The 19,575-nt window shown below is 63.1% G+C and carries 14 protein-coding genes and 5 tRNA genes; 15 read left to right on the top strand and 4 right to left on the bottom strand.

The features are described 5' to 3' along the window. The 5 genes from ACSVIK_RS22850 to ACSVIK_RS22830 all read left to right on the top strand — a co-directional run bounded on the left by ACSVIK_RS22850 (position 1) and on the right by ACSVIK_RS22830 (position 566). Positions 1-76, top strand: a tRNA-Ala gene (locus ACSVIK_RS22850). Between the two features lie 48 nt (positions 77-124). Then, positions 125-200, top strand: a tRNA-Glu gene (locus ACSVIK_RS22845). Between the two features lie 45 nt (positions 201-245). Then, positions 246-321, top strand: a tRNA-Ala gene (locus ACSVIK_RS22840). Positions 322-369: 48 nt separating this feature from the next. Then, positions 370-445 (top strand) — tRNA-Glu (locus ACSVIK_RS22835). Positions 446-490: 45 nt separating this feature from the next. Beyond that, positions 491-566, top strand: a tRNA-Ala gene (locus ACSVIK_RS22830). A 143-nt stretch (positions 567-709) separates the two neighbouring features. Here the strand turns inward: ACSVIK_RS22830 and ACSVIK_RS22825 are convergent. Next, positions 710-2,548, bottom strand: a complete 1,839-nt coding sequence (locus ACSVIK_RS22825) for a sensor domain-containing diguanylate cyclase (RefSeq protein WP_442446442.1) — start codon at positions 2,546-2,548, stop codon at positions 710-712. Positions 2,549-2,884: 336 nt separating this feature from the next. Between ACSVIK_RS22825 and ACSVIK_RS22820 the strand changes: the two genes are divergently transcribed. Beyond that, a complete protein-coding gene (locus ACSVIK_RS22820) occupies positions 2,885-3,334 on the top strand; it encodes an acyl-CoA thioesterase (RefSeq protein ID WP_442446440.1) in 450 nt (149 codons plus the stop codon). 5 nt (positions 3,335-3,339) lie between these two features. Here ACSVIK_RS22820 and ACSVIK_RS22815 read toward each other — a convergent pair whose 3' ends face one another. After that, positions 3,340-3,726 carry a hypothetical protein gene (locus tag ACSVIK_RS22815; protein WP_442446439.1) on the bottom strand — a complete coding sequence of 129 codons (387 nt, stop codon included), beginning with the start codon at positions 3,724-3,726 and terminating at the stop codon, positions 3,340-3,342. A 94-nt stretch (positions 3,727-3,820) separates the two neighbouring features. On the opposite strand from ACSVIK_RS22815, the gene ACSVIK_RS22810 reads away from it, so the two are divergent. Continuing rightward, positions 3,821-4,768 (top strand): tRNA dihydrouridine synthase, encoded by a 948-nt coding sequence (locus tag ACSVIK_RS22810; protein ID WP_442446438.1) that lies wholly within the window; start codon positions 3,821-3,823, stop codon positions 4,766-4,768. A gap of 459 nt (positions 4,769-5,227) precedes the next feature. Continuing rightward, a complete protein-coding gene (locus ACSVIK_RS22805; protein ID WP_442446437.1) occupies positions 5,228-5,680 on the top strand; it encodes an Hsp20 family protein in 453 nt (150 codons plus the stop codon). Between the two features lie 51 nt (positions 5,681-5,731). On the opposite strand, the gene ACSVIK_RS22800 is transcribed toward ACSVIK_RS22805, so the two are convergent. Both ACSVIK_RS22800 and ACSVIK_RS22795 read right to left on the bottom strand, forming a co-directional pair. Further along, the gene (locus ACSVIK_RS22800; RefSeq protein ID WP_442446436.1) at positions 5,732-9,019 is read right to left on the bottom strand and encodes a sensor domain-containing protein; all 3,288 of its coding nucleotides are present in this window, start codon (positions 9,017-9,019) and stop codon (positions 5,732-5,734) included. Between the two features lie 64 nt (positions 9,020-9,083). Next, positions 9,084-9,989: a LysR family transcriptional regulator gene (locus ACSVIK_RS22795; protein WP_442446435.1), complete on the bottom strand. Its 906-nt coding sequence runs from the start codon at positions 9,987-9,989 to the stop codon at positions 9,084-9,086. A 222-nt stretch (positions 9,990-10,211) separates the two neighbouring features. On the opposite strand from ACSVIK_RS22795, the gene leuC reads away from it, so the two are divergent. The 7 genes from leuC to truA all read left to right on the top strand — a co-directional run bounded on the left by leuC (position 10,212) and on the right by truA (position 19,548). Then, positions 10,212-11,639 (top strand): 3-isopropylmalate dehydratase large subunit, encoded by a 1,428-nt coding sequence (gene leuC, locus ACSVIK_RS22790; RefSeq protein WP_442446434.1) that lies wholly within the window; start codon positions 10,212-10,214, stop codon positions 11,637-11,639. An 11-nt stretch (positions 11,640-11,650) separates the two neighbouring features. Next, the gene (gene leuD / locus ACSVIK_RS22785) at positions 11,651-12,298 is read left to right on the top strand and encodes a 3-isopropylmalate dehydratase small subunit (RefSeq protein ID WP_442446433.1); all 648 of its coding nucleotides are present in this window, start codon (positions 11,651-11,653) and stop codon (positions 12,296-12,298) included. A gap of 90 nt (positions 12,299-12,388) precedes the next feature. Beyond that, entirely contained in the window at positions 12,389-13,471 is a 1,083-nt protein-coding gene (gene leuB / locus ACSVIK_RS22780; RefSeq protein WP_442446432.1) for a 3-isopropylmalate dehydrogenase, read from the top strand. 56 nt (positions 13,472-13,527) lie between these two features. After that, positions 13,528-14,640, top strand: a complete 1,113-nt coding sequence (asd, locus tag ACSVIK_RS22775; RefSeq protein WP_442446431.1) for an aspartate-semialdehyde dehydrogenase — start codon at positions 13,528-13,530, stop codon at positions 14,638-14,640. A gap of 95 nt (positions 14,641-14,735) precedes the next feature. Then, positions 14,736-15,746, top strand: a complete 1,011-nt coding sequence (locus tag ACSVIK_RS22770) for an aspartate-semialdehyde dehydrogenase (RefSeq protein ID WP_442446430.1) — start codon at positions 14,736-14,738, stop codon at positions 15,744-15,746. Between the two features lie 155 nt (positions 15,747-15,901). Then, on the top strand, positions 15,902-18,679 hold the full coding sequence (locus ACSVIK_RS22765) for a FimV/HubP family polar landmark protein (protein ID WP_442446429.1): 2,778 nt from the start codon (positions 15,902-15,904) through the stop codon (positions 18,677-18,679). A 5-nt stretch (positions 18,680-18,684) separates the two neighbouring features. Continuing rightward, positions 18,685-19,548: a tRNA pseudouridine(38-40) synthase TruA gene (gene truA, locus ACSVIK_RS22760; RefSeq protein ID WP_442446428.1), complete on the top strand. Its 864-nt coding sequence runs from the start codon at positions 18,685-18,687 to the stop codon at positions 19,546-19,548. Positions 19,549-19,575 lie beyond the last annotated feature (27 nt).

The raw sequence follows: 19,575 nt of genomic DNA, 5'->3' as shown, positions 1-19,575 counted from the left end.
GGGGCTATAGCTCAGCTGGGAGAGCGCTTGCATGGCATGCAAGAGGTCAACGGTTCGATCCCGTTTAGCTCCACCAAACACTGACAAGGCCAGCCGAGTGCTGGCCTTGTTCATCGAAGGTTTTGTCCCCTTCGTCTAGTGGCCTAGGACACCGCCCTTTCACGGCGGTAACAGGGGTTCGAGTCCCCTAGGGGACGCCATATTCCAGTCGCAGCGCTCATGCTGCGAGCCGACCGCAAGGTTTCGGGGCTATAGCTCAGCTGGGAGAGCGCTTGCATGGCATGCAAGAGGTCAACGGTTCGATCCCGTTTAGCTCCACCAAACACTGACAAGGCCAGCCGAGTGCTGGCCTTGTTCATCGAAGGTTTTGTCCCCTTCGTCTAGTGGCCTAGGACACCGCCCTTTCACGGCGGTAACAGGGGTTCGAGTCCCCTAGGGGACGCCATATTCCAGTCGCAGCGCTCATGCTGCGAGCCGACCGCAAGGTTTCGGGGCTATAGCTCAGCTGGGAGAGCGCTTGCATGGCATGCAAGAGGTCAACGGTTCGATCCCGTTTAGCTCCACCAATCAAGCACGAGGCCAGCCTAGCGCTGGCCTCGTCGTTTCGCCCCTTTGCGCTAGGGGCGCAAGCACATCATCTTTATTGCCGCGTTTGCGGAACCAGGGGCTGCTTCTTCGGAAGTGGCCCCTTTTTGTTTGCGGCCACTGCTCAGGTGTTATTGAGCGCCTGCTCTTGGTAACAGGCCACACGGTTACGGCCGCCTGCCTTGGCGCGATACAGCGCGCGGTCGGCCAGGTCGAGCCAGTGTTCGCCGCAATCGGCGGCGCTCGGCGTTCCGGCATGCAGGCCAATGCTCAGGCTCAACGGGATCGATTGCTGTTGATAGTGGCAGGGATTGCTGGCCAGGTCTTCGCGCAATTGTTCGGCCAGGTCGAGCGCGCCGGTCAGATCGGTACTGTCGAGCAGGGCGACGAACTCCTCACCGCCGAAACGGGCCAGCCAGTCGCTGCTGCGCAGGCGTTGGCGGATGCGCTGGGCGGCATGGCGCAGGCAGGCGTCGCCAGCCAGGTGGCCATACCGGTCATTGACCTGCTTGAAGTGATCCAGATCCAGCATCAGCACGGCCAATGGTTGCTGGCTGCGCACGGCGCGGGTGCAGGCATGCGTCAGTTCCTCGCTCAGTGTCTGCCGGTTGAGCAGGCCGGTGAGCCCGTCATGACGATTCAACTCCGCCAGGCGCAGGTTGGCGTGGGATAGCTGCTGCAGGGTGTCCTGCAGGGTGGCGGTGCGCTCCTGGACGCGTTGTTCCAGGTCTTCGCTGATCTGCTGCTGCAGCTCCAGGCGCTTGGCCTGCTCGAGGCCGAGGCGGCGTTCCTGCTCGATCAGCTTGGTCTGGGCCAGGCGCTTGGCTTCCTGAGCCTGACGGATGCGCGCCGCGAGGGCAATGGAGAACACCGTCATCTCGATCAGGCCGCCCATCTGCTGGGCGTGCAGGGTCAACAGCGAGTAGGGCAGCAAGCCGGTGCCGGTGAGAATGCTGGCGAGGCTGGCGGTGATCAGCACGAACCAGCCGAGGGCGAACAGTCGTGCCGCAGTATAGCCTTCGCGCCAGCGCAGCAGGGTGATGACGAAGGCCACCGGTGTGCAGGCGATCACCAGTACGAAGCTGCCGAACAGGGCCGGGGTGTAAGGGCCGAACAAGGCCATGGCCAACACCAGCCAACAACAGGCCTTGAGCGCGTGGGTCGTCCAGCGATAAGCCTTGGGGGCCTTGTCCAGTTCCAGTACGCCATAGGTGAAGTGGATGCCGAACAGCGTCGCCAGTGCCGACATGAACGGGAAGCTCAACTGCTGCCAGGCCAGGGCATTGGGCCACAACCATTGCTGGGCGAAACCGAGCTGGATGAACTGATAGAGGCTGAAGCTGGCGACGAACAGGCTGTACCAGAGGTAATTGCGGTCGCGGGTGATGCAGAAGATGCTCAGGTTGTAGATGAACATCGCCATCAGGGCGCCAAAGAACAGGCCTTGCAACAACAGGTTGAGTTGTTCCTGGTGATTGAAGGTTGCGTGTGTCATGAGGCTGGCGCTGAGGTTGGCCGAGCCATCGGTCTGCATGCGCAGCCAGATACGCCGCTGTTCGCCAGGTTCCAGCCGCAATGGCAGCACCAGGTCGCGGTTCTCCACCCAGCGCCAGGCAAAGGGGCGCTGGTCGCCGGCGCGATAGATGCGCTCACCGTCCAGGCCATAGGCATCCAGCTGGTCGAGCAGCGGATTGCCGACCAGCAGCACCCAGTCCAGTGCGCGCGTGTGAGGGTTGTGCACGTCAAGGCGCAGCCAGTAGGCGCTGCCGCCGTAGCCGAAGCTGGCATCGCGTCTGCCCACGGCTTGCCAGGCGGAGTCGGGCAGGGCGCTGACCTGCTTGAAGTCGGCCTGGCCGCTCGAATCCTCCCAGACGAACATGTAGGGGGCAGGCAGCATCTGAGTGTGATCGTCCGGCAGCGGCAGGCTCTTGGCCCAGGTCAGGGCAGGCAGCAACAGCAGCATCAATAGGCGCAGGGTGGCAGTCAATTGCTCGTTCTCGGGCTCTAACAGGCTGTTGAAAAACTATCTACGTTGGCAATACTGCGTTAAAAACAGCCTCAAAATGCTCATTTACAGCACGTAAACTGCGCTTTTTCGGCTGTTTTTGCCTTGTTTTGCCTGCCTCGCCTACGTTTTTCAACGGCCTGCTAAGGCAAGTGCATCGCGCATTATGGCGCGATGAGATCATGGGGTAAAAGCTCTGGCGCTGCAGGGATCGGCTGTGCGGCGTATCATGTCGGCCCCGTGCGCGGTATCACTGAGCTCGGCGCACGAACCGGCAAAACTGGAGGTACAGCCATGCAGTGGGAATTGCCCAGTCCCTTCGTCATCGATATCGAGGTGACTGACGAGGACATCGACGGTCTTGGCCATGCCAACAACGCGGTCTACGTCACCTGGCTGGAGCGCTGCGCCTGGCGTCATTCGCAATTCCTGGGGCTGGATCTGGTGGAGTATCGCCGCCTGGATCGGGCCATGGCCGTGGTGCGCCACGAGATCGATTACCTGGCCAGTGCCTACGAAGGGCAGCACTTGCAGATGGCCACCTGGATCGTCGAGTCCGACCAGCGCCTGAAAATGGATCGGCGTTTTCAGTTGTTGCGCCCGGAAGATGGCATGACCCTGTTAAGAGCCAAGACCACCTTCGTCTGCATCGAGCTGTCCAGCGGTCGGCCCAAGCGCATGCCGGCGGAATTCATCGAGGGTTATGGCAGGGCCTTGCTGCCAGTTTCCGTGTCGCAGGCGTAACGCCTTCATTCGAGTCGTGGTGCGAGAAATACCTGATCGGGCTCCACCTTCACATCGAACTGGCGGGTTTCCCCCGGGGTCAGCAGTATCGACTGCGTGGTCTGCGGGCCCGTGCCGCCGCAATAGCCTTCCGGTGAAATCGCCACGGCCAGACTCTGTTCCCCGCTGGGCAAGTCCAGGCTGGTACGTTGCCCCGGGCCGAGCGTGGCCACCACTTGCTGGTTGACGTACAGCTCCACGTCACAGGCGTTCGGTGCCTGCTCGTCGCGGCTGACGATCAGCCGGGCCGGGGCGTCGGCCACCGGATCCGGTGGCGGGGTCGGGGGTAGATTTTCGCTGGCCTGGGTCGTCATGCAGAGCAAGCCGAGCAGGGCGCATATGACAGGGCGCATGGGGGCTCTCCGTTTGCAAGGTGGCCAGTTTCGCCCATCTTGCGTGGCGCGCGCGACCCCTTAAACTGTGCGCCCCCTTTTTCCGGAACACCTCATGCAAATTGCCCTGGCGCCCATGGAAGGCCTGGTCGACGAGATCCTGCGCGACGTTCTCACCCGCATCGGCGGAGTCGACTGGTGCGTGACCGAGTTCATTCGCGTCAGCGAGCGGCTGTTGCCCGCGGCCACCTACCACAAGCTGGCGCCCGAGCTGTTCGATGGCGCACGCACTCGGGCCGGTACGCCGATGCGTGTGCAGTTCCTTGGCTCCGACCCGCAGTGCCTGGCCGACAATGCCGCGTTCGCCTGCACCCTGGGTGCGCCGGTGATCGACCTCAACTTCGGTTGCCCGGCCAAGACGGTGAACAAGTCGCGCGGCGGAGCGGTGCTGCTCAAGGAGCCGGAGCTGCTGCATGCCATCGTCCGCGAGGTACGGCGCACGCTGCCGGCCGAGATTCCGCTGACGGCGAAGATGCGCCTGGGCTTCGAGGACAAGAGCGGCGCGCTGGACTGCGCACGTGCTCTCGCCGAGGGTGGCGCGAGTCAGATCGTGGTGCATGCGCGAACCAAGGTCGAGGGCTACAAGCCGCCGGCGCACTGGGAATGGGTGGCGCGGGTGCAGGAGGTGGTAGCGGTGCCGGTGTTCGCCAACGGCGAGGTGTGGACGCTGGAGGACTGGCGCCGCTGCCGGGAGATCAGTGGTGTGGAGGATATCATGCTGGGGCGCGGCCTGGTGTCTCGCCCTGGCCTGGCACGGCAGATCGCGGCGGTCAGGGCGGGTGAGGCGCCAGAGGAAATGAGCTGGGCCGAGTTGCAGCCGCTGTTGCAGGACTTCTGGCAGCAGGCGCGGCGCAAGCTGGCGCCGCGCTATGCGCCGGGCCGACTGAAACAATGGCTGGCGATGCTCACCCGTACCTACCCGGAAGCCGCGGCCTTGTTTGCCGAGATACGCCGCGAGCAGGATTGCGAACGCATCGACCGGCTGCTGACGCCGGCCAACTGAAGTCTCGTAGCCTGGATGAAATCCAGGGATGGCGGGTGCATGTTCCCGGATTGCATCCGGGCTACGGCTTTGCGCCCTGGTGCGCGCGGCGCACCCTATGGTTGATTGAACGAACTCCGTAACGCATTTTCGCGAGCAGAGCTCGCTCCTACAGCGTTCCCGGTGGTTTTCGTTATTGGCCATTTGTAGACGAATCTGTTCGCGATGAGAGTGTGCCCGGTGTCAGGCCAAGACTCGTAGCCTGGATGAAATCCAGGGATGGCGGGTGCGTGTTCCCGGATTGCATCCGGGCTACGGCTTTGCGCCCTGGTGCGCGCGGCGCACCCTACGCCATCTACAGCCCTGCGCGCGGTGATCGTCCATGCCTTGAAATTCTTCTGGCCGACCCTAGATAAGTCACTGCGGGATGCCGAAGTCGGGTTCCGCATCGTGAAACTTGCTGAAATCAGGAGAATACTCATGAGCAACGTACTTTCTTTGGCCCCTCTGTTCCGCCAATCCGTCGGTTTCGATCGTTTCAATGATCTGTTCGAGTCTGCCCTGCGCAGCAACGATGCCGGCAGTTCCTACCCGCCCTACAACGTCGAGAAGCATGGCGAAGACCACTATCGCATCGTGGTCGCGGCTGCCGGCTTCCAGGAAGAGGATCTGGAGCTGCAGGTCGAGCGCGGCGTGTTGACCGTGGTGGGCAACAAGCGTGATCGCAGCGCGGAAAGCGTCAGTTATCTGCACCAGGGCATCGCCCAGCGTGCCTTCAAGCTGTCGTTCCGTCTGGCCGACCATATCGAGGTCAAGGGTGCCAACCTGGCCAACGGCCTGCTGAGTGTCGAGCTGGAGCGCATCGTGCCGGAAGAGGCCAAGCCCAAGCGCATTCCCATCGGTAGTCAGCGTCCGGCGCTGGAAGACAACTGAGCCTGCTTGAGGCTTGAGCAGAAGGCGCCCCACGGGGCGCCTTCTTCATTTTCAGCCGCGCTGCCGGCTCAGCAAGGCGCGGAACTCGTCCTCCGGCAGGGGTTTGCTGAACAGGTAACCCTGGTAATGATGGCAGCCCTGTGCACGCAGAAAGTCCAGTTGCTCCTGCTCTTCCACGCCCTCGGCGATCATTTCCAGGTTGAGGCTGCGGGCCATGGCGATGATGGCGCGAACGATCTCGGCATCGTTGGTATCGTGGTTGGCTTCGCGCACGAAGGACTGGTCGATCTTCAGCATGTCCACTGGCAGGCGCTTGAGGTAGGTCAGCGAGCTGTAGCCGGTGCCGAAGTCGTCCATGGCGAAGCTGACGCCATGCTTCTTCAGGCGCAGCATCTTGCCGATGGTGTCTTCGATGTTCTGGATGACGATGCCTTCGGTGATTTCCAGCTTGAGCATGGCATTGGGCAACTGGCTTTCGCGCAGGCAGTTGGCGATCCGTTCGACCAGCTCGTGCTGGCGAAATTGCCGGGGGCTGATGTTGACGCACAGGCTGAACTGGCCGGCGCTGATCAGCTCATCTGCCAGCAGGCGGGCGCAGACGTGGCAGGCTTCGGCCAGCACCCAGCCGCCCACCTCGATGATCAGGCCGCTTTCCTCGAGCACTTCGATGAAGTGCAGTGGCGAGAGAATGCCCTGTTCCGGGTGCCGCCAGCGCAGCAGCACCTCCGCCCCGGCGATGCGGTCGCTGCTGGCGTCCACCTGTGGCTGGAAGTACAGCTCGAATTCGCCGCGAGCCAGGGCCAGGTGCAGCTCGCTTTCCAGGCGCAGGCGCGCACTGGCGGCGTCCTGCATGGTGCTGCGGAAGAGCTGGATGGTATTGCGCCCGGAGTCCTTGGCGCGATACAGGGCGATATCGGCGCGTTTGAGCAGATCCGCCGGGTTGTCACCATGATCGGGAATCAGAGCGATGCCGATGCTGGGCGTGACCTGCAGTTGGTGGCCGTCGAGCAGCATCGGCTGGGCCAGCAGATGGCGCAGCTTTTCCGCCACCTGGCGCACCTGCCGGGTGGCTTCTGAGCGTTTGCTTTCCAGGCCGGAGATCAGCACGACGAATTCGTCACCGCCCAGGCGAGCGACGGTGTCTTCTTCGCGCACGCTGGCCTCGAGGCGTGCGGTGATCAGGCGCAGCACTGCATCGCCGACCGGGTGGCCGAGCGAGTCGTTGATGTGCTTGAAGTGATCGAGATCGATGAACAGCAGGGCGCCATGCATGGCCAGGCGTTTGTGCAGGGCGATCTGCTGGGTCAGGCGCTCCATCAGCAGGGCGCGGTTGGGCAGGTTGGTCAGGGCGTCGTGATAGGCCAGGTGTTGCACCTGTGCCTGGGCCTGCTTCAGCTCGCTGATATCGCGGGCCGTGAGCAACAGGCAGGGGATGCCATCGATTTCGATGGGCTGCACTGAGACGTCCACCAGCAGCACTTCGCCGTTGCGGTGCCTGCCGTGCATTTCCCGGTGCAGCACCTGGCCATGTTGCAGCAGATCCTCGATCATCTGCCTGCGCTCTTCCGGGCAGGCCCAGATGTTCAGTTCGTAGACGGTCTTGCCGACTGCCTCCCAGTCCTCGTAACCGGTGATACGGGTGAAACCCTGGTTGACCTCGATGTAACGGCCACTGTCGCGCTCACTGATGACGATGGCATCAGGGCTGGAATAGAAGGCCCTGGCGAACTTCTCCTCCGAGGCTTTCAGGCGTTGTTCGCGCTGCACCCGTTCGCTGATATCGAGCAGCGTGCCGACCATCCGCAGTGGCTGGCCGGCTTCGTCGAGCTGCAGTTTGGCGGTGCTTTCCAGAAAGCGCAGATTGCCCTTGTCCAGATTGACCCGGTAGGTCACCTGATAGTGCGTCTGCCGTTGCTCCACCAATTGCAGATAGCTCTGGCGCAGGTTTTGGCGATCACTCATGGGTACTTGGCTGAAGAAGCTCAGGAAGTCGCCGTCGAAGGGGGTGGCCGGCAGCCCTTGCAGTTCTGCCGCGCGGGCACTGGCGTACAAGCGTCGCGTTGGAATGTGCCAGTCCCAGGTGCCCAGCTCGGCCGAGTCCAGGGCCAGCTTGAGACGCTCCTGGCTTTCTTTCAGGGCCCGTTCCTGCAAGCGCTGTTCGGTGATGTTGCGAATGGTCAGGATCAGGTAGGTATTGCCGTCCAGCTCGATGGGGCCGCCGAACAGCAGGTTGCTGCTGGTGCTGCCATCGCGGCTGTGCAGGCGCACTTCCAGGTTGTTCAACTGGCCATCATGCAGGGCGTCGAGCATGCGCTGGCGCTCGCTGGCGGAGCCCCAGATGCCCAACTCCAACGAGGTGCGGCCGATGGCCTCGGTATTCGTCCAGCCGAATTGCCGCTCGAAGCTGGGATTGACCTCGATGAAGCGACCACTGGCGATATCGGAAATGGAGACGGCATCGGGGGTGTGCATGAAGGCTTTGGCGAACTTCTCCTCGCTGGCCCGCAGAGCATTGTCCGCCCGTTTGCGCGCGCTGGTGTCGAGGAAGGTGCAGAGCAACATGTTATCGCCCTGCAGCTCGATGTACTGACTGGAGAGCACGCCGTCGAGGATGGTGCCGTTGCGAGTGCGCAGTTGCACGTCCTGGATCAGTGGGTCTCGGCTGAGCGGGGCTTGCTGGCGCAGTTGCTCGCGTTGTTCGGTGTGCACCCAGATGTTCAGTTCATGGGTGCTACGGCCCAGCACTTCCTCGCTGGCCCAGCCGAAGGCCTGGGAAAAATGCTGATTGACCTCGAGGATCTCGCTGGTTTCGTAGCGCACCAGCATCATGATGTCCGGGCTCAGGCGAAACAGGCTGGCGAAGCGCTGTTCCGACGCACGCAGGGCTGCGGCGCGCTCCTGTTGCGCGCTGATATCGCGGATCACGCCGAACATGCGTTGGCTGCCATCTGCCTCGTGCTGCAGGCTGCCGGTGATTTCCAGCCAGTGCAGGCTGCCGTCGGGCCAGCGAATGCGATGGCGCAGGACATCGAAGATCTGTTCGCCCCTGACGATGGCGTCGAACTTCGCCAGAATCGCCGGGCGTTCTTCGTCCGGAATCAGCTCGAAGTAGTTCAGTGGTTGTGTGACCGGCCGGTTGGGGTCCAGGCCGAACAGCGCCTGAGCGCCGCGTGACCAGCTCACCTGGCCGCTGCGAATGTCCCAGTACCAGGTGCCGAGATGGGCACCATTGAGCGCGGCCAGCAGGCGCTGCGCGTCTTGCCAGGTTTGCTCGAATTCGGCGGGGTCCATCGCCGGAATGTAGGGCAGGGGCGGAGTCTGGTCAGTCGATCTGGCCATGGCCGAGCCGTCCTCCGATGGTGCGCGCTGCGCATGATGAATATGTGTTCTTGGTATTGTGCCCTCACGTTAGTCGGTGCATGGCTGCTTGTGCAAGGTCATCGCGCTGGCTGTCGAGCAGATCCATGAACGCGCGAGCGGCATTGGACAGGGTGCGCTCGGTATGCAGGATGTAGCCCAGTTGCCGGCTCAACTGGATGCCGGGGATGGGCAAGCGGGTGACCTGGTCGTCGAGCATGGTGCGCGGCAGCACGCTCCAGGCCAGGCCGATGGACACCATCATCTTGATGGTTTCCAGGTAATTGGTGCTCATGGCGATATTGGGCGTCAGGCCCTGGGCCTCGAACAGGCGCTGAACGATGTGGTGAGTGAAGGTGTTGCCGCCGGGAAACACCGCCGGATGCTGCGCCACATCGGCGAGGCTGATCACCTGGCTGCGTGCCAGGGGGTGCTCTGGCGCGGCGACGAAGTCCAGCGGGTCGTCCCACACGGCAACAGCGCGAATCGGCTCGCGGGTTTCCGGGGCCAGGGTGATCACCGCCAGCTCGGCGCGGCCATGCAGCACTTCCTCGTAAGCCACTTCCGAGTCGAGGAACTGGATATCCAGCGCCACCTGCGGATGGGCGCGGGTGAAGGCGCGCAGCAGGGGCGGCAGGCGATGCAGGCCGATATGGTGGCTGGTGGCCAGGGTCAGGCGGCCACTGACCTCGCCGGAGAGGTTGGTCAGTGCACGGCGCGTGTCGTCCAGCACGTTGAGAATCTGGTAGGCGCGCGGCAGCAGTGCGCGGCCGGCCTGGGTCAGACCGATCTCGCGGCCCAGGCGGTCGAACAGGCGCACGCCCAGCTGCTGTTCCAGGCCGGCGATGCGCTTGCTCACGGCGGGCTGGGTCAGATGCAGGCGTTCGCCGGCTTCGGAGAAACTGCCGGTTTCGGCGATGGCGATGAAGGCGTTGAGGTTGGCCAGATCCATAGAAGCAGCTCCAAGCGGCAAGCTGCCAGCCACAAGCTGGGCCGCCCGGTCTTTGCTTGCGGCTTGTAGCTTATGGCTTGCGGCTTGAAATGGATTCCTTGCTGGAATCCTCTGGATGAAAAATATGAATTTGAGTTATTCGTCTCGGGATCATAGCATTTCACCCCATAAGCAGAAGGGCCTTTTCGCCCTGGCATAGAAAGACCTGATGAGGTAAGGCTGATGGCCGGCAAGACGCTGTACGACAAGCTCTGGGAAATGCACGAAGTGAAACGTCGCGACGACGGTTCCTCACTGATCTACATCGATCGTCACATCCTTCACGAAGTGACTTCGCCGCAGGCTTTCGAGGGGCTGCGTCTGGCCGGGCGCAAGCCGTGGCGCATCGACGCCAACATCGCCACCCCGGATCACAACGTGCCGACCACCAAGGCCGAGCGTCAGGGTGGCCTCGAAGCCATCGCCGACGAGGTTTCGCGCATCCAGGTACAGACCCTGGACGAGAACTGCGATGACTTCGGCATCCTCGAGTTCAAAATGAACGACCAGCGCCAGGGCATCGTCCACGTGGTCGGCCCGGAGCAGGGCGCCACCCTGCCGGGCATGACCGTGGTCTGCGGTGACTCGCATACTTCCACCCACGGCGCTTTCGCAGCCCTGGCTCACGGCATCGGCACCTCGGAAGTCGAGCATGTGCTCGCCACCCAGTGCCTGGTGGCCAAGAAGATGAAGAACATGCAGGTACGGGTCGAAGGCAAGCTGCCGTTCGGCGTCACCGCCAAGGACATCGTCCTGGCCGTGATCGGCAAGATCGGCACCGCCGGCGGTAACGGCCATGCTCTGGAATTCGCCGGCAGCGCCATCCGCGACCTGTCGCTGGAAGGGCGCATGACCATCTGCAACATGTCCATCGAGGCTGGTGCCCGCGTCGGCCTGGTGGCTGTGGACGAGAAGACCATCGCCTACGTCAAGGATCGTCCGTTCGCGCCCAAGGGCAGCGACTGGGACAAGGCCGTGGCGCAGTGGCAGAACCTGGTGTCCGACGCCGATGCGGTGTTCGATACCGTGGTCGAGCTGAAAGCCGAGGACATCAAGCCGCAGGTCAGTTGGGGCACCTCGCCGGAAATGGTCCTGGCCGTCGACCAGAACGTGCCGGATCCGGCGCGTGAAAGCGACCCGGTGAAGAAGGACTCCATCAGCCGCGCACTCAAGTACATGGGGCTGAGCGCCAATCAGCCGATCACCGCTATCCAGCTCGATCGCGTGTTCATTGGCTCCTGCACCAACTCGCGCATCGAAGACCTGCGCGCCGCCGCCGAGGTGGCCAAGGGGCGCAAGGTGGCTGCCACCGTCAAGCAGGCGCTGGTGGTGCCGGGCTCCGGCCTGGTCAAGGCGCAGGCCGAGGCCGAGGGGCTGGACAAGATCTTCATCGAGGCTGGTTTCGAGTGGCGTGAGCCGGGCTGCTCCATGTGCCTGGCGATGAACCCGGACAAACTGGGCAGTGGCGAGCATTGCGCCTCCACCTCCAACCGCAACTTCGAGGGGCGTCAGGGCGCCGGTGGTCGTACTCACCTGGTCAGCCCGGCCATGGCCGCTGCTGCTGCGGTAACCGGCCGCTTCATCGACGTTCGCGAATTGATCCAGGCCTGAGGAGAGTTTTGATGAAAGCCTTCACCCAACATACCGGCCTGGTCTGCCCACTCGATCGCGCCAACGTCGATACCGACCAGATCATTCCCAAGCAATTCCTCAAGTCGATCAAGCGCACCGGCTTCGGCCCCAATCTGTTCGACGAATGGCGTTACCTGGATGTCGGTCAGCCGAACCAGGACAACTCCAAGCGCCCGATCAATCCGGATTTCGTGCTCAACTTCCCGCGTTACCAGGGCGCCAGCGTGCTGCTGGCCCGTGAGAACTTCGGTTGCGGCTCCAGCCGTGAGCACGCGCCCTGGGCGCTGGACGAGTACGGTTTCCGCACCGTGATCGCGCCGAGCTTCGCCGACATCTTCTACAACAACAGCTTCAAGAACGGTCTGTTGCCGATCATCCTCAAGGATGAAGAGGTGGATGCACTGTTCGAGCAGGCCGAGGCCACCGAGGGTTATCAACTGACCATCGATCTCGCCGCGCAGACCGTCACTCGCCCTGATGGCGTGCAGTACGCCTTCGAGGTCGACGCCTTCCGCAAGCACTGCCTGCTCAACGGTCTGGACGACATCGGCCTGACCCTGCAGGATCAGGAAGCGATCAAGGCGTTCGAGGCCAAACACCAGCAGAGCAGCCCCTGGCTGTTCGGCGCGATCAAATGACAGGAGCTGCAAGCCGCAAGCTTCAAGCTGCAAGTAAAAGCGGCTCGTGCTTGTGGCTTGCAGCTTGAAGCTATTTCCGAAGGAAAAAAGATGAGCAAGCAGATTCTGGTTCTTCCTGGCGACGGTATCGGCCCGGAGATCATGGCCGAGGCGGTCAAGGTATTGAACCTGGCCAACGATAAGTACGCCCTGGGCTTCGAGCTGAGCTTCGATGACCTGGGTGGCGCGGCCATCGACCGCTACGGCGTGCCGCTGGCCGACGAGACCCTGGCGCGCGCCAAGGCCGCCGATGCCGTGCTGCTCGGCGCCGTCGGTGGGCCCAAGTGGGACGCCATCGATCCGGCCATCCGCCCCGAGCGCGGCCTGTTGAAAATCCGCTCGCAACTGGGCCTGTTCGGCAACCTGCGTCCGGCCATCCTCTATCCGCAACTGGCTGCGGCTTCCAGCCTCAAGCCCGAAGTGGTCGCCGGGTTGGACATCCTCATCGTCCGTGAGCTGACCGGCGGCATCTACTTCGGCCAGCCGCGCGAGAGCAAGGTGCTGGAAAACGGCGAGCGCATGGCTTACGACACGCTGCCGTACAGCGAGAGCGAAATCCGCCGTATCGCCAAGGTCGGTTTCGACATGGCCATGGTGCGCAACAAGAAGCTGTGCTCGGTGGACAAGGCCAACGTCCTGGCCTCCAGCCAACTGTGGCGCGCCGTGGTCGAGGAAGTGGCCAAGGATTATCCGGACGTCGAGCTGAGCCACATGTACGTCGACAACGCCGCCATGCAACTGGTGCGCGCACCCAAGCAATTCGACGTGATGGTTACCGATAACATGTTTGGTGACATTTTGTCTGACGAGGCTTCGATGCTCACCGGTTCCATCGGCATGCTGCCGTCGGCTTCGCTGGATGCCAACAACAAGGGCATGTACGAGCCCTGCCATGGTTCGGCGCCGGACATCGCCGGGCAGGGCATCGCCAACCCGCTGGCCACCATTCTCTCGGTGTCCATGATGCTGCGTTACAGCTTCGGCCAGGTGGCCGCTGCCGACGCCATCGAAAAGGCGGTGAGCCTGGTGCTGGATCAGGGCCTGCGTACTGGCGACATCTGGTCCGAAGGCACAACCCGCGTCGGTACTGCTGCCATGGGTGATGCAGTGGCCTCCGCGCTGCGTAGTCTGTAATCTTCTCGGCCCCGCCGGGGTGGTTCCGGTGGGCTGTTTATATAGGTGTAGTCGTTATGAAACGTGTAGGTCTGATCGGTTGGCGTGGCATGGTCGGTTCCGTGCTCATGCAGCGCATGCTGGAAGAGCGGGACTTCGACCTGATCGAGCCGGTGTTCTTCACTACCTCCAATGTCGGTGGCCAGGGCCCTGCCATTGGCAAGGACATTGCCCCGCTGAAGGACGCCTACAGCATTGAAGACCTGAAAGGCTTGGACGTGATCCTGACCTGCCAGGGCGGCGACTACACCAACGAAGTCTTCCCCAAGCTGCGCGAAGCCGGTTGGCAGGGCTACTGGATCGACGCGGCCTCCAGCCTGCGCATGGACGACAGCGCGGTGATCGTGCTCGACCCGGTCAACCGCAAGGTGATCGACCAGGCGCTGGATGCCGGCAGCAAGAACTACATCGGCGGCAACTGCACCGTCAGCCTGATGCTGATGGCCCTCGGCGGTCTGTACGAAGCCGGTCTGGTGGAGTGGATGAGCGCCATGACTTACCAGGCGGCCTCGGGTGCTGGCGCGCAGAACATGCGCGAGCTGATCAAGCAGATGGGCGCGATCAACGGCGCTGTCGCCGATGAACTGGCCGACCCGGCCAGCGCCATCCTCGACATCGACCGCAAGGTGGCCGAGGCCATGCGCGGCGAGGCCTTCCCGGTGGACAACTTCGGCGTGCCGCTGGCCGGCAGTCTGATTCCCTACATCGACAAGGAGCTGCCGAACGGGCAGAGCCGCGAGGAGTGGAAGGCCCAGGCCGAAACCAACAAGATCCTCGGTCGCTTCAAGAGCCCGATCCCGGTGGATGGCATCTGCGTGCGCATCGGCGCCATGCGTTGCCACAGCCAGGCGCTGACCATCAAGCTGAACAAGGATGTGCCGATGGCGGATATCGAAGGCCTGATCAGCCAGCACAACCCCTGGGTCAAGCTGGTGCCGAACCACCGCGAGGATTCCATCCGCGACCTCGGCCCGACTGCCGTGACCGGCACCCTGAGCGTTCCGGTCGGGCGTCTGCGCAAGCTCAACATGGGCTCGCAGTACCTCGGTGCCTTCACCGTTGGCGACCAGTTGCTGTGGGGCGCTGCCGAGCCGCTGCGACGCATGCTGCGCATCCTCCTGGAGCGTTGATTCATTCCGGCTGTCGGTGGGCTCGCCGATAGCCGATTGCCTGGGCGCGAGGGCGCGGTTACAGTGCCGCTCCCTCCGCGTCACAGGTTTTCCTCATGAGCCAGTCACTCTCCATTGCCATCGTGGGCGCCACCGGGAACATCGGTGAAGCGCTGGTCAGTCTGCTCGAAGAGCGCGATTTTCCGGTCAAGGATCTGTATCTGCTGGCCAGTGACGAATCCGCCGGGCAAAGTCTGTCGTTTCGTGACCGTCAGGTGCGGGTCAAGGCGCTCGATGCGTTCGATTTCAAGGGCGCGCAACTGGTGTTCTGTGCGGCCAGTGCCGAGATCACCCGTGAGTACCTGGAGCGCATCGTCGCGGCCAACTGCTCGCTGATCGATCTGTCCGCCGCATTGCCATTGAGCGAGGCACCTTGCGTGTTGCCGGAGGCGGGTGAGCAGTGGCTGGCGACGCAGCGGCCACCCTTCCTGCTCAGCAGTCCGACGCCGGCTGCCGTTGCCGTCGCGCTGGTGACACAGGCGCTACGCTCTCTGTTGCGGCCCCGTCGTATCGGGGTGACTGCCATGTTGTCGGCCTCCACGCGAGGCCGCGCCGGGGTGCGCGAGCTGGCCCGGCAGACCGCCGAACTGCTCAATGGTCGTTCGTTCGAGCCGCAGGGCGTGGATCGGCAGATTGCCTTCAACGTACTGGCGCAGATCGGTATGCCGGACGAGCAAGGGCATGCCCGGCTGGAGGCGCGCTTGGCGGCGGAGTTGCAGCAATTGTTGGGCGATGCGCAGCTGCCCATTGCCGCGACCTGTGCCCAGGTGCCGGTGTTCTTCGGGGATAGCCTGGCGGTCGCTCTCGAGAGCGACACTCCGGTGGACGTGGCGGCCATTGCCGCTTGCCTGGCCGAGGCGCCCGGACTCGAAGTGGCAGAGGAGGGGGATTACCCCACGGTTGTGGGGGATGCGCTGGGGCAAGATGTGATCCTGGTGGGCCGTATTCGCCAGGCTGTTGCCGATCCGACTCAGCTCAATTTGTGGATTGCGTCTGATAATGTGCGAAAAGGTGCTGCTCTGAATGCCGTGCAAATAGCAGAGTTGTTGATAAAACACTATCTGTAAAAGATACTTACCTAGAAATTTGAAGAATTTTTCTAGCTTGGCAATACTGGTTTGGATGAATGCCGAATGGGGAGCCGCTGATTCAGTGGATGCAGGCGGTGTTCATCAAAACCCCTCTCGTCTTCGAGAAAGAAGTTAAAACAAGGGATAACGCTATGGTTCGGGTTCGCAAACTGGTGCTGGCAATCGCAGCGGCTTCCGCCCTGTCTTCCGGTATGGCACATGCGCTGGGATTGGGTGAAGTGACCCTGCAATCCTCGCTGAACCAGCCTCTGGTGGCGGAAATCGAATTGTTGGAGGTACGCGATCTGACCTCCGACGAACTCGTGCCGAAACTGGCTTCTCCTGAAGAATTCACCAAAGCGGGTGTCGACCGCCAGTTCTTCCTGACCGACCTGAAGTTCACGCCGATACTCAAGCCGAACGGTAAAAGTGTCATTCGTGTGACATCCAGCAAGGCGGTGCGTGAACCTTATCTGAACTTCCTGGTGGAAGTGCTCTGGCCGAATGGTCGGTTGTTGCGTGAATACACCCTGTTGCTCGATCCGCCCCTGTATTCCCCGCAAGCAGCCGCTGCACCGCAGGCGCCGGTCGCTGCACCTGCGCCCGCACCACGGCCGAGCGCCGCGCCGCGCGCTCCAGCGGCAAGCAGCACTGCGCCGCGTCCGAGCACCGCGTCTACTGCGCCGTCGCGGGCCATTGCCGGCAATGAATACCGCACGGCGAAGAACGACACGCTGTGGGAAATCGCTCAGCGCGTCGAGGGCGGCAGCGTTCACCAGGCCATGTTGGCCATTCAGGATCTGAACCCGGATGCCTTCATCGGTGGCAACATCAACCGCATGAAGAGTGGCCAGGTGCTGCGTCTGCCCGATGAGCAGCAGGTGCGCAGTCGCAGCAACGCCGAAGCCATCGCCCAGGTCGCCGAGCAGAACGCCGCCTGGCGCGCAGGGCGTGACGTTGCTTCGCGCCAGCTCGACGCTACGCGCCGCACCGAAGCGGGCTCCGCTCCGGCCGTGGCCGAGCGCGGCGATAGCCTGAAACTGGTTTCGGGTGAGACTGGCAAGGCGACGCAGGGCAGCGATACCGGCTCCGCCGACAGCAAGGCCTTGGCCGACAAGCTGGCCGTGACCCAGGAGAGCCTGGATTCGACGCGACGCGAAAATGCCGAGCTGCAGAGCCGCATCGGTGATCTGCAGAGCCAGTTGGACAAGCTGCAACGCCTGATCGAGCTCAAGGACAGCCAGCTGGCCAAACTGCAGGCCGAGAGTGGCCAGACTGGCGAGGCGCCGTCTGCCACGCCTGAGGCGCCAGCAGCGCCGGCCGCCGAACAGGCCCCGGCACCAGCCGAGAATACCGCCGCGCAAGCGCCAGCGGCTACCGAGCCAGCACCGGCCGAACCGGCTGCGGTACCGGATTACAACTACAGCGAAGAGCCTGCCGAGCCCATGCAGGAGCCCACTGTCGAAACGCCGCCAGCGGCCAGCGAAGCGCCTGCCGCAGAGCCGGCCAAGCCGGCACAGCCGGCAGCTCCAGCCGTGGAGCAGCCCAGCTTCGTCGATGAGCTGCTGGGCAATCCAATGACCCTGGGGCTGGCCGGTGGCGGTGCGTTGTTGCTGCTGCTGGTCGGCCTGATGGCCCTGTCGCGGCGCAATGCCATGAAGGAGTCGGAGCAGCATGAGGCGCAGGCCGAGGCGCTCACTCAGGACAGCGCCTTCGCCGAAGAGCTGGACATGCCGGAAGACAGCTTCGCCGGTCTCGACGACGAGCCGTCCAAGGCCGCTGCCGAGGATCGTGTGACCGCGCAAACCGGCGACGTGCTGGGCGAGGCCGACATCTATATCGCCTACGGTCGCTTCAATCAGGCCGCCGAGCTGCTGCATAACGCCATCAACGACGAGCCGCATCGTACCGATCTGCGCCTGAAGCTGATGGAGGTCTATGCCGAACTGGGTGACCGCGAAGGCTTCGCCCGCCAGGACAACGAACTGCGGGAAATCGGTGGCGCCAACGCTGAAGCCGAGCAGCTCAAGAGCAAGTATCCGGCCATGGCGGCGTTTGTCGGGGCTGGTGTTGCCGCAGGTGCGGCAGCGGATGATCTGGATTTCAGCCTCGATGACATTGGCCTGGCTGATGGCGGCAATGAAACCGCTAGCGCGACGGATGACCTGGACGACGCCTTCGACCTGAGCCTGGATGACCTGGAGAGCGATCTGGAGCGTGACGTGCAGGCCAGTGCGCAGCCGGCCGAGCCGACCCCGGCGTTGGATGAGGATCTGGATTTCGGTCTGCTCGATGAGCAACCGGCCAGCAAGGCGGTGGATGACCTGGACTTCGACCTGTCGCTCGATGACGAGCCGGCCGAGAGCAAGCCATTGGCCGACGAGCTGGCTGACTTCAGCCTCGATCTGGACGAGCCTGCCGCTCCCGCTGCAAGCGACGAGGTGGACGATTTCCTGGCGAGCCTGGATGAGCAGCCTGCCGCACCCGCAGAGGTCGATCCGCTGGCCGATCTGAGCCTGGATCTGCCCGAGGAAAGCCCGGCTGAGGAAGCGGATCTGCCGTCCGATTTCGATCTTTCGCTGGCCGACGACGAGCCGGCCAAGCCCGCCGATGTCGGCAGTTTCGCCGCGCAGCTCGACGAGGTCAGCGCCGAGCTGGATCAGCTCTCCGCCGAGAACGAACCGGCCAGCGAGGCAGCCGATAGCTTCGATCTGCCGGCCAGCGATGGCCTGAGTGAGGATCTCGAAGGCGACGATGATTTCGACTTCCTCGCCGGCACCGACGAGACCGCGACCAAGCTGGATTTGGCCCGTGCCTATATCGACATGGGTGATGCCGAAGGTGCGCGCGACATTCTCGATGAAGTGGTTGCCGAGGGTAGCGAAGCCCAGCAACAGGAAGCCCGCGAGATGATTGCCAAGCTGGTTTGAGATCCATGTCCGATGCAGTACCTGTAGCGGCCGCCGAAATGGCGGCCGCTGGCTTTTCCCGAATCGCCCTGGGTGTCGAGTACAAGGGCGCCCGTTATCGCGGCTTCCAGCGTCAGAGTGGCAAGGTCGCTTCCATTCAGGGTTGCCTGGAGTCGGCGCTGTCGAAAGTGGCGGGGGGCGCGCCAGTGAACATCATGTGCGCCGGTCGCACCGATGCTTCGGTGCATGCCAGTGGTCAGGTGGTGCACTTCGATATCGCCGTCGAGCGCCCGCTGCATGCCTGGATCATGGGCGCCAACATGAACCTGCCCAAGGACATCAGCGTGACCTGGGCCAAGGTCATGCCGGCGCATTTCCATGCTCGTTTCAGTGCCATGGCACGGCGTTATCGCTATGTCATCTACAACGATCCGATCCGCCCCGCGCACATGGCCGAGGAGGTCACCTGGAATCACCGTCCGCTGGATCTGCAGCGCATGCGCCAGGCGGCCGAGGCGCTGGTCGGCACCCATGACTTCAGCGCCTTCCGTGCCAGTCAGTGCCAGGCCAAGTCGCCGATCAAGACCATCCATCACCTGGCGCTGATCGAGCAGGGTCGCTTCATCGTGCTGGATATCCGCGCCAATGCCTTCCTTCATCACATGGTGCGCAACATCGCCGGTGTGCTGATGGCCATTGGTGCCGGCGAGCGCCCCGTAGAGTGGGCGCGCGAGGTGCTGGAGCGGGGCGAGCGCCGCAGTGGTGGCGTCACCGCCCATCCTCACGGTCTCTATCTGGTCGAGGTCGAATACCCCGAGGAGTTCGAGCTGCCGTCGCGCTACCTGGGGCCACATTTCCTTTCCGGCCTGGTGGATGTGCGGCAGAGCTAGGCCTTTGCTAACATCCTGCGTCCAATA

The sequence above is a fragment of the Pseudomonas sp. NCHU5216 genome, assembly GCF_052156495.1.
GTDB lineage: Bacteria > Pseudomonadota > Gammaproteobacteria > Pseudomonadales > Pseudomonadaceae > Aquipseudomonas.
The sequence above is the reverse complement of the archived record's forward strand: the minus strand, read 5'-3'. Positions and strand labels throughout refer to the sequence as shown.